General features: G+C 63.0%; 8 protein-coding genes. 7 read left to right on the top strand and 1 reads right to left on the bottom strand.

The features are described from left to right. Positions 1 to 104: 104 nt before the first annotated feature. Positions 105 to 1,232, bottom strand: a complete 1,128-nt coding sequence (locus tag DWU99_RS02735; protein WP_115476450.1) for a glucokinase — start codon at positions 1,230 to 1,232, stop codon at positions 105 to 107. A 334-nt stretch (positions 1,233 to 1,566) separates the two neighbouring features. On the opposite strand from DWU99_RS02735, the gene DWU99_RS02740 reads away from it, so the two are divergent. From DWU99_RS02740 to DWU99_RS21310, 7 genes are all read left to right on the top strand, one after another. Continuing rightward, a complete protein-coding gene (locus tag DWU99_RS02740) occupies positions 1,567 to 2,595 on the top strand; it encodes an aldo/keto reductase (protein ID WP_115476451.1) in 1,029 nt (342 codons plus the stop codon). Further along, positions 2,592 to 3,470, top strand: a complete 879-nt coding sequence (locus DWU99_RS02745) for an amidohydrolase family protein (protein WP_199535684.1) — start codon at positions 2,592 to 2,594, stop codon at positions 3,468 to 3,470. The genes DWU99_RS02740 and DWU99_RS02745 overlap by 4 nt, the downstream gene beginning before the upstream one ends. Positions 3,471 to 3,519: 49 nt before the next feature. Continuing rightward, positions 3,520 to 4,266 carry an SDR family oxidoreductase gene (locus DWU99_RS02750; protein WP_115476452.1) on the top strand — a complete coding sequence of 249 codons (747 nt, stop codon included), beginning with the start codon at positions 3,520 to 3,522 and terminating at the stop codon, positions 4,264 to 4,266. Between the two features lie 20 nt (positions 4,267 to 4,286). Then, positions 4,287 to 5,150: a fumarylacetoacetate hydrolase family protein gene (locus tag DWU99_RS02755; RefSeq protein WP_115476453.1), complete on the top strand. Its 864-nt coding sequence runs from the start codon at positions 4,287 to 4,289 to the stop codon at positions 5,148 to 5,150. Between the two features lie 73 nt (positions 5,151 to 5,223). Then, a complete protein-coding gene (locus tag DWU99_RS02760; RefSeq protein WP_115476454.1) occupies positions 5,224 to 6,543 on the top strand; it encodes an L-fuconate dehydratase in 1,320 nt (439 codons plus the stop codon). A 262-nt stretch (positions 6,544 to 6,805) separates the two neighbouring features. Continuing rightward, complete coding sequence (locus tag DWU99_RS02765; RefSeq protein ID WP_115476455.1) at positions 6,806 to 7,948, top strand: alpha-hydroxy acid oxidase; 1,143 nt, start codon at positions 6,806 to 6,808, stop codon at positions 7,946 to 7,948. A 220-nt stretch (positions 7,949 to 8,168) separates the two neighbouring features. After that, positions 8,169 to 8,300 (top strand): hypothetical protein, encoded by a 132-nt coding sequence (locus DWU99_RS21310; RefSeq protein WP_267897499.1) that lies wholly within the window; start codon positions 8,169 to 8,171, stop codon positions 8,298 to 8,300. Positions 8,301 to 8,548 lie beyond the last annotated feature (248 nt).

Below are 8,548 nucleotides of genomic sequence, written 5' to 3' on the forward strand. Positions count from 1 at the left end.
TCGAGCCATGTCATGCGTTGGCGCCACTAAAAAAAAGCGATCGCGGCCGCATTGGGGGAAACAATGCGGCCGCGACCGCTGCGCGAAAACTCATGGCTTGAAGTTCATGCAGGCGGCATCGCCGATGCCCATGCGTGCGTGACGCTCGTCTGCCCGATACGTACGTGCTCCCTTCGGGAGTCGAGATGCCAACGGGCGGCGCCGATGACGCCGTATTGACCGTGACCCATCACGTGAATCGGAAGCCGCTGCAAGAAAGGACGCATCACGCCCTTATCGAGAAACCGCTCGATCAAAGGGCTCTGCCGCATGAAATCGATCATCTGCGAAAGAAAGCCGCCCGCGAGATAAACGCCGCCGGTGGCTCCATAAAGCATCGCCAGATCGGCGGCGAACGAACCGAGCCAGCCGCAGAACAGCGAGAGCGCTCGATGCGCGATCTCGTCCTTGCCTTCGATAGCCGCCGCCGTCACCGCGGCGGGTTCATCGTGCAAGGGATAACGATCGTGTATCGCACACAGCGCCATGTAGAGCCGATGCAGGCCGGGGCCCGACAACACCGCTTCGTAGTCAGCGTGGCTGTTAGGTTGCGACACGCGCGCAAGCACTTGTTGCTCGATGCCCGCGCGCGCCGCGAGTTGCGTATGTCCCGCTTCGGTGGCCATCACCCGTGGCGGCTCGCCCGGCAGCCACACCGCGGCGCCAAGCCCCGTACCCGGACCGATCACGACCATCGGCCCCGCGCCCACATCGCCGACCGCGCGATGCTTGAGCGCCACCGTGCCTTCGACAGCCTTCTGTCCCACTGCGTAAGCAAGCGCTTCCAGATCGTTGACGAAACGCACCTGCTCAAGCGCCAAGGCTTGCTTCATCGCATCCAGCCGCACGGGCCACGCGAGGTTCTTGCTGATCACCGAACCCGCATGCAGATAACCCGCGCACGCAAGCACGAGTTCGCGCGGTTGGACGTCCAGCTTCTGACAGAAACAGCGAACGATGTCTTCCAGATGCGGATGATCCGCGCACCGATACGTGCGCGCGGCCAGGATGCGCGGCGTATCGCCTGCGTGCGTCGGCGCGACCAGCGCCAGGCGCGCGTGCGTGCCGCCGATATCGGCGGAAAGAAAGGCTCCCTCGCCGACACCCACGGATTCGCCATGCCCCAGCAGCACCGCCTTGCCATGCAACGGCTCCGGCGAAGGCGTCAACGCGACCCCTGACATCTCCATCATGACTTCATCCCGGAAGCTGCGAAAACCGGGCCGGCATGCAGCGCGAGCCGGGTTCTACCCTGCTTTTTCATGGCTCTTTCCACGCCCACGCCCCTCGCCCGATGGATGCCGGACAACGCTGCCTGTGTTGGCAGGCCTGTTCATTAGCGAAATTTAGGTTTATATATGTTTTAGATCGTGGCAAACCGAAATGCAACATCTTTTTTGAGAGTTGCCGCCCTGCCATCTACAAGCACCTGTAAATTGACTGTTTATATATACACAGACGGCCTAAACTGAGCGATCATATGCACCGAGGCCGACAGACGGACGGCCGAAACCGCTACGGGGATGAATGACACAGCCAACGACCAAGCCGGAATCGAGTCAGGCCAACGCTCGGCCGGATGGCTGGCCGCGCTCGCGCCTGTCGCTCGGCGGCGCGCCGATCGGCAATCTCTATGAGTCGGTCAACGACGAAACGGCCGCGGCGACGATTTCCCGCGCCTGGCTACGCAACATCCGCCATTTCGACACCGCGCCCTATTACGGCTACGGACTGAGTGAAAGTCGCCTGGGTGCCACCCTGTGCGCCGTCCCTCGCGACAGCTTCAGCCTCTCCACCAAAGTCGGCAGGATCATCGAGAGCGACGCGCGCCAGACCAGCCACGCCGACGGTTTTATCGTCGACGGCCAATCGGCGCGCTTCGACTACAGCCGCGACGGCATCCTCCGCTCGTTCGAGGCGAGCCTGAACCGCCTGCGCACCGATCACGTCGAAATACTGTTGCTGCACGACATCGGCGCGTTGACGCATGGTGCCCAACATGCGGACGTTCTCCGACAGGCGCTGGACGAAGCGCTGCCGGCCATGGCGGACCTGCGATCGCAAGGCGTATGCAAGGCCATCGGCATCGGCGTGAACGAAGAAGCCGTATGCCTGGAAGTGATGCCGCGATTCCATATCGACGTCATCATGCTGGCGGGTCGCTACACCCTGTTCGAACAGCAGGAAAGCAAAGCCGTGATGGCACAGGCGCAGGCGCGCGACATAGCGATTCTTGCGGCAGGCCCCTACAACTCCGGCCTGCTCGGCGGCGACAACGGGCCGGGCCATTTCTATAACTACGCGCCCGCCGATCAGAACACCCTTGAGAAAGCGCGTCGCTTTTACGAAGTGCTCGACAGAACCCACACGCAAGTCGGCGCCGCAGCGCTGCAGTTCCCGCTGGCGCATCCCGCCGTGGCGAGTGTCGTCTGCGGCCTGCGTTCCGTGGCGGAAGTCGACAGCGCCGACGAACGCATCAAGATCGCGATTCCTGCCGACGCCTGGCGCGCCCTGCGCGATGCCGGACTGATCGCAGACGGCATCCCCACGCCATGATCATCGTCGACGCGCATCAGCATTACTGGCAGCCATCGCGTGGCGACTACGGCTGGTTGAAGGATGCGCCGGAATCGCTGCGTCGCCCCTTTCTGCCGCCCGAGCTGCACGCTCAACGCAAAGCTGCAGGTGTGAAGCACACGGTGCTCGTGCAAGCTGCGCCGACCGAAGAAGAAACACGCTTCCTATTCGAACTGGCGCGTCACGATGGCGCTGTCGCGGGAGTCGTGGGCTGGGTGGATATGGAAGGCGACGACGTCGGCGCACGCATCGATGCGCTGATCCGCGACGGCGGTGGCCTTCTCTGCGGGCTGCGTCCGATGGCGCAGGACATCGCCGATCCGGATTGGCTGGCGAACCCCTCGCTCGACCGCGCCTTCGATTGCATCCAGGACTGCGGCCTGACCTTCGATGCGCTCGCCACCATGACGCAGTTGCCCGCGCTGCTTCGACGCCTGCGCCGTCACCCGCACTTGAATGTCGTGCTCGACCATGCCGGCAAGCCGGCCATCGGCGACGGACGTTTCGATCAATGGACCAGCTGGATCGACGAGCTGGCGCAACATCCGCAGTTGCACTGCAAGTTGTCGGGCCTGCTCACCCTGCTGCATGAACCGGTGGACCAAGACGCCATCGAGCCTTACGTCGCCGATCTCTTCGCGCACTTCGGACCGGAGCGACTGATGTGGGGCAGCGATTGGCCCGTGCTCACCACCCACGCCGATTTCGGGCAATGGCTCGATATGGCGCTGACGCTCACCGAACGCTACGCCCCCGGATCGCAGCCGGATGTTTTCGCTGCCAACGCGGTGGGTTTTTACGCGCTTGACATCGATCTCGCTGCGCAGGATGCACGCGCGGAACGCACGCCATGACGCGATCGCGCATTCAATCTAACAACGTTCAGAACAAGGGAGACACCGCATGAGCGGACGTTTGACTGGCAAGCACGCGCTCATCACCGCTGCCGGTGCCGGCATAGGCCGTGCAACCGCCCTCGCCTTCGCGCAAGCCGGCGCCAAGGTATGCGCCACCGACATCGATGGCGAAGCGCTAGACAGCCTGGCTGCGGAACATGCTTCCATCGCCACCAGCAAGCTCGATGTGACGCGCCCTGACGACATCAAGGCGCTCGTGCAGGCGTCCGGCCCGTTCGATGTGCTGTTCAACTGCGCGGGCTTCGTGCACGCCGGCACCATTCTCGATACCGACGACGCAAGCTGGCGTCGTTCGTTCACGATCAATGTCGACAGCATGTTCCATCTGTGCAAAGCCGTGCTGCCGGACATGCTGGAGCGTGGCAAGGGCAGCATCATCAACATGTCGTCGGTCGCCTCGAGCATCAAAGGCGTGCCGAACCGTTTTGCCTACGGCGCCACCAAGGCTGCCGTCATCGGCCTCACCCGATCCATCGCATCGGACTTCGTTGCGCGCGGCGTGCGATGCAACGCGATCTGCCCCGGCACGGTGAAAACGCCGTCGCTCGGCGATCGCGTGCGCGCGCTCGGCGGCGACGAAGCCGCCAACTGGCAACGCTTCATCGAGCGCCAGCCGATGGGCCGGCTGGGCGAACCCGAAGAGATCGCCGCGTTAGCGCTTTACCTCGCATCCGACGAATCCGCCTTTACCACCGGCACCGTCCACGTCGTGGATGGCGGCTGGTCCAACTGAACGCGAGGAGCAAGAAGTCCATGAAACTGTTTCGTTACGGTTCTCCCGGCAGGGAAAAGCCAGGCGTGATCGACGCGAACGGCAAGCTCCGCGATCTGTCCGCCGTGATCGACGACATCGACGCGCAAGCGCTCAGCCGCGAAGGACGCGCGCGCATCGCCGCCATCGATCCGCAGACGCTGCCGGAAGTGACCGGTCAGCCGCGTTACGGCACGCCGGTCGCCTACGTCAGCAAGATGATTTGCGTCGGCATGAACTACGCCGAACATGCCGCCGAAACCGGCACGCCTCCGCCGGAACAACCGGTGCTTTTCATGAAGGCCACCAGCGCGATCGTCGGCCCCAACGACGATGTCGTGATCCCGCGCGGCTCCGTGAAAACCGATTGGGAAGTGGAGCTCGGCGTCGTCATCGGCGACATAACGCGCAACGTGAGCGAAGAGAACGCGCTCAAGCATGTGGCCGGTTACCTGGTCGTCAACGACGTATCCGAGCGCGAATTCCAGTTCGATCACGGCGGCCAATGGGTCAAGGGCAAAAGCTGCGACACCTTCGGCCCGCTCGGCCCGTGGCTGGTGACCAGCGAAGAAATCACCGATCCGCAGAACCTGGATCTGTGGCTGGAAGTCAACGGCCACCGCTACCAGAACGGCACCACGCGCACGATGATCTTCGGCGTGGCCAAGCTCGTCAGCCACATCAGCCGCTACATGACGCTGCTGCCCGGCGACGTGATCAGCACCGGCACGCCCGCAGGCGTCGGCCTTGGACAAAAGCCGCCGAAGTATCTGCGCGCGGGCGATGTCATCGAACTGGGCATCAGCGGGCTTGGACAGCAGCGCCAGCACGTTCGTGCCGATACGCAAAACGGGACGACTGCATGATTCGCATCGACACCCTTTTCACCTGCAATCTCCAGGAGCGTGGCGAAACGCTCCTTTCAGGGACGACCACCGCATGAGCAAGATCACGTCGCTGGACACTTACGACGTCCGCTTCCCCACATCTCGCGAGCTGGACGGATCGGATGCGATGAACCCCGATCCGGATTACTCCGCGGCCTACGTCGTCGTGCGTACCGATCAGCCGCATGTCGCCGGTTACGGTCTCGCCTTCACCATCGGTCGCGGCAACGACGTGCAGAAAGCGGCCATCGACGCGCTTGCGCATCATGTCGTGGGCCTCGACATCGCCGAAGTCACCGGCGACCTTGGCGGATTCGCCAAGCGCCTGATCGGCGACTCGCAGCTGCGCTGGCTCGGCCCCGAAAAGGGCGTCATGCACATGGCCATCGGCGCCGTCGTGAACGCCGCGTGGGATCTCGCTGCGCGTCTCGCCGGCAAGCCGTTGTGGCGCTTCATTGCAGACATGACGCCCGAACAATTGGTCGCGACGATCGACTTCCGCTACCTCACCGACGCGCTGACGCCCGCGGAAGCGCTGACCATGCTGCACGCCGCTGCTCCCACCAAGGCAAAGCGCATCGCGCAGCTGCTGGAGGAAGGTTATCCGGCCTACACAACATCGCCAGGCTGGCTGGGCTACACCGACGAAAAAATGCAGCGCCTCGCACGCGAAGCCGTCGCCGCCGGTTTCCGCACCATCAAGTTGAAGGTGGGCCTGAATGTCGAAGACGACATCCGCCGTTGTCGCCTTGCGCGCGAAGCGGTAGGCCCCGACGTCGCCATCGCCGTCGACGCCAACCAGCGCTGGGACGTCCCCCACGCCATCGCCTGGTTGCGCCGCCTGTCCGACGTGCAGCTGGCATGGGTGGAAGAACCCACCAGTCCGGACGACGTGCTGGGCCACGCAACGATTCGCCGTGCCGTGGCACCCACGCCCATCTCCACCGGCGAACACACGCAGAACCGGGTGGTCTTCAAGCAGCTATTCCAGGCGAACGCGGTCGACCTGATCCAGATCGATGCCGCGCGCGTGGGCGGCGTAAACGAAAACCTGGCCATCCTGCTGATGGCGGCCAAGTACGGCGTGCGCGTGTTTCCGCACGCCGGCGGCGTGGGCTTGTGCGAACTCGTGCAACATCTGGCCATGGCCGATTTCGTCGCGATCACCGGCAAGAAGGACGACCGCGCCATCGAATTCGTCGATCACCTGCACCAGCATTTCGTGGACCCGGTGGTGATTCGCAACGGCCACTACATCGCACCGCAAACGCCCGGCTTCTCCGCGCAGATGCATGCGGATACCCTAAAGCAATACAGCTATCCGGATGGTCCCGTTTGGTGCGAGCCGGTGGATGTCGCAAAAGCTCAATAACGTGTGACACGTAACATCGAATGGGACGCCATGACCTATTGCCTCACCGTCGTCCCCGAGCTCGATGGAAAATAGTGCCTCACCGTCATCACCTAGCTCGACGGAAAATATGACCTCACCGTCATCCCGGCGAACGCCGGGATCCAGTTTAAATACGCGTCCGAAGGACACAAAAACTACTATTGCGCGCTTCGCAAGGCCTATTGAAACTGGATCCCGCTTCACCGGGATAACGACACGCTTCGATCAAGGTCCGAAACCCATGACCACCCCCATCACCAACGTCGCCGATCTACGCGAACTCGCCAAGCGCCGCGTACCGCGCGCCTTCTTCGAATACGCCGATCGCGGTTCGTACGACGAGATCACGCTGAAAGCGAATCGCGCGGCATTCGAACGCATCGCCCTGCGGCAACGCGTGATGTGCGACGTCGACAACCGCTCGCTCGCCACCGACATCCTCGGCGAACCGGTCTCGATGCCGCTGGCAATCGCACCGACCGGCCTCACCGGCTTGCAGCACGGCGCAGGCGAAATCCTCGGCGCCCGCGCCGCCGCCAAGGCCGGCATTCCGTTCTGCCTGAGCACCATGTCCATCTGCTCCATCGAGCAAGTGCGCGCGGCGGTGGACACGCCGTTCTGGTTTCAGGTGTACGTGATGCGAGATCGCGGCTTCACCCGCGATCTGATCCAGCGTGCCAAGGCGGCCGAATGCAGCGCCTTGATGCTGACGGCCGACCTTACCGTGCAAGGCCAGCGCCATCGCGAAATCAAGAACGGCTTGTCCGTGCCGCCGAAGATCACGCTGCGCAACATCCTCGACATGGCCAGCAAACCGCGTTGGGCATGGAGCATGTTGCGCGCGCCGAGCCGTTCGTTCGGCAATCTGCAAGGTCGCGTCGAAAACACCGACAGCCTTTCCACGTTGGCACAGTGGATCGCCAAGCAGTTCGATCCCAGGCTCAACTGGCGCGATCTCGAATGGATTCGCGCGATCTGGCCCGGCAAGCTGATCATCAAGGGCATACTCGATCCGCACGACGCGCGCCTCGCGGCCGATCACGGCGTGGATGCCATCGTGGTGTCCAACCACGGCGGCCGCCAGCTGGACAGCGCACCCGCCACCATCGACGTGCTGCCCTCCATCGTGCAAGCCGTCGGCGACCGCACGCAGGTGCTGTTCGATGGCGGCATCCTCAGCGGACAGGATCTATTCAAGGCCCTGGCCTGCGGAGCGCACGCCGGACTGATCGGCAAAGCCTTTCTTTACGGCCTCGGTGCCATGGGCGAAGCCGGCGTCACGCAGACCATCGAGCTGATCCGTCGCGAATTGAGCGTCACCATGGCGCTGACCGGACAAACCGACGTGCGCCGCATCACGAACGACGTGATCTGGCGAGCATAAAGGCAATACTTCGCATGCTCCGCGTAGGCATTCGCCAACGCATCCAATCATGCAGACCCGACAGATCGCACGACGCACTTCATGCGAGGGTGCGTTAGTCGGGCGTGCCCATCCGCAGAGATGACCACGGCACGCCCGACATGATGTGAAGTAGCGCGGATCGCCTGAGTTGGCCCTCAAACGATCCGCTGGCCACCACCAACTGATTACGGAGTTAATGATGGTTACGTTCGATCATACGGCACCCGCACGCCCACGTGCCCCCGCCATGGTGCATTTCTTCTACTTCACCGCCGCGCTGACGGCGCGACGTCGAGCCACCGTGGGCAATCGTCAAAACGGAAGCAGCTGATTCCGACAAAACGAGCAGGATTTTTCCTGCAGCCCTTCACGCCGCGCGCAATACGCGGCGTGACCCTAAGCGCGTGGAGAACGATCATGGAAGACATGCACGGCGGCCCGACGGGACCGCAGCTCTATCTAATGTCCGAAGAAGCTTACGAAGACTTGAGAAACATCCAGACGATGCTGACGCTGATGGCACATATCGCTTACAGCGAAGACGACATCACCAACGGCAATGTCGTGCTGAAGATCGGC

The sequence above is a fragment of the Dyella psychrodurans genome, assembly GCF_003363265.1.
GTDB lineage: Bacteria > Pseudomonadota > Gammaproteobacteria > Xanthomonadales > Rhodanobacteraceae > Dyella_B > Dyella_B psychrodurans.

Coding starts and splice junctions, on each gene's coding strand:
- DWU99_RS21310 (WP_267897499.1), top strand. CDS start 8,169: ATGGTTACGTTCGATCATACGGCACCCGCACGCCCACGTGCCCCCGCC.
- DWU99_RS02755 (WP_115476453.1), top strand. CDS start 4,287: ATGAAACTGTTTCGTTACGGTTCTCCCGGCAGGGAAAAGCCAGGCGTG.
- DWU99_RS02765 (WP_115476455.1), top strand. CDS start 6,806: ATGACCACCCCCATCACCAACGTCGCCGATCTACGCGAACTCGCCAAG.
- DWU99_RS02735 (WP_115476450.1), bottom strand. CDS start 1,232: ATGATGGAGATGTCAGGGGTCGCGTTGACGCCTTCGCCGGAGCCGTTG.
- DWU99_RS02740 (WP_115476451.1), top strand. CDS start 1,567: ATGACACAGCCAACGACCAAGCCGGAATCGAGTCAGGCCAACGCTCGG.
- DWU99_RS02745 (WP_199535684.1), top strand. CDS start 2,592: ATGATCATCGTCGACGCGCATCAGCATTACTGGCAGCCATCGCGTGGC.
- DWU99_RS02750 (WP_115476452.1), top strand. CDS start 3,520: ATGAGCGGACGTTTGACTGGCAAGCACGCGCTCATCACCGCTGCCGGT.
- DWU99_RS02760 (WP_115476454.1), top strand. CDS start 5,224: ATGAGCAAGATCACGTCGCTGGACACTTACGACGTCCGCTTCCCCACA.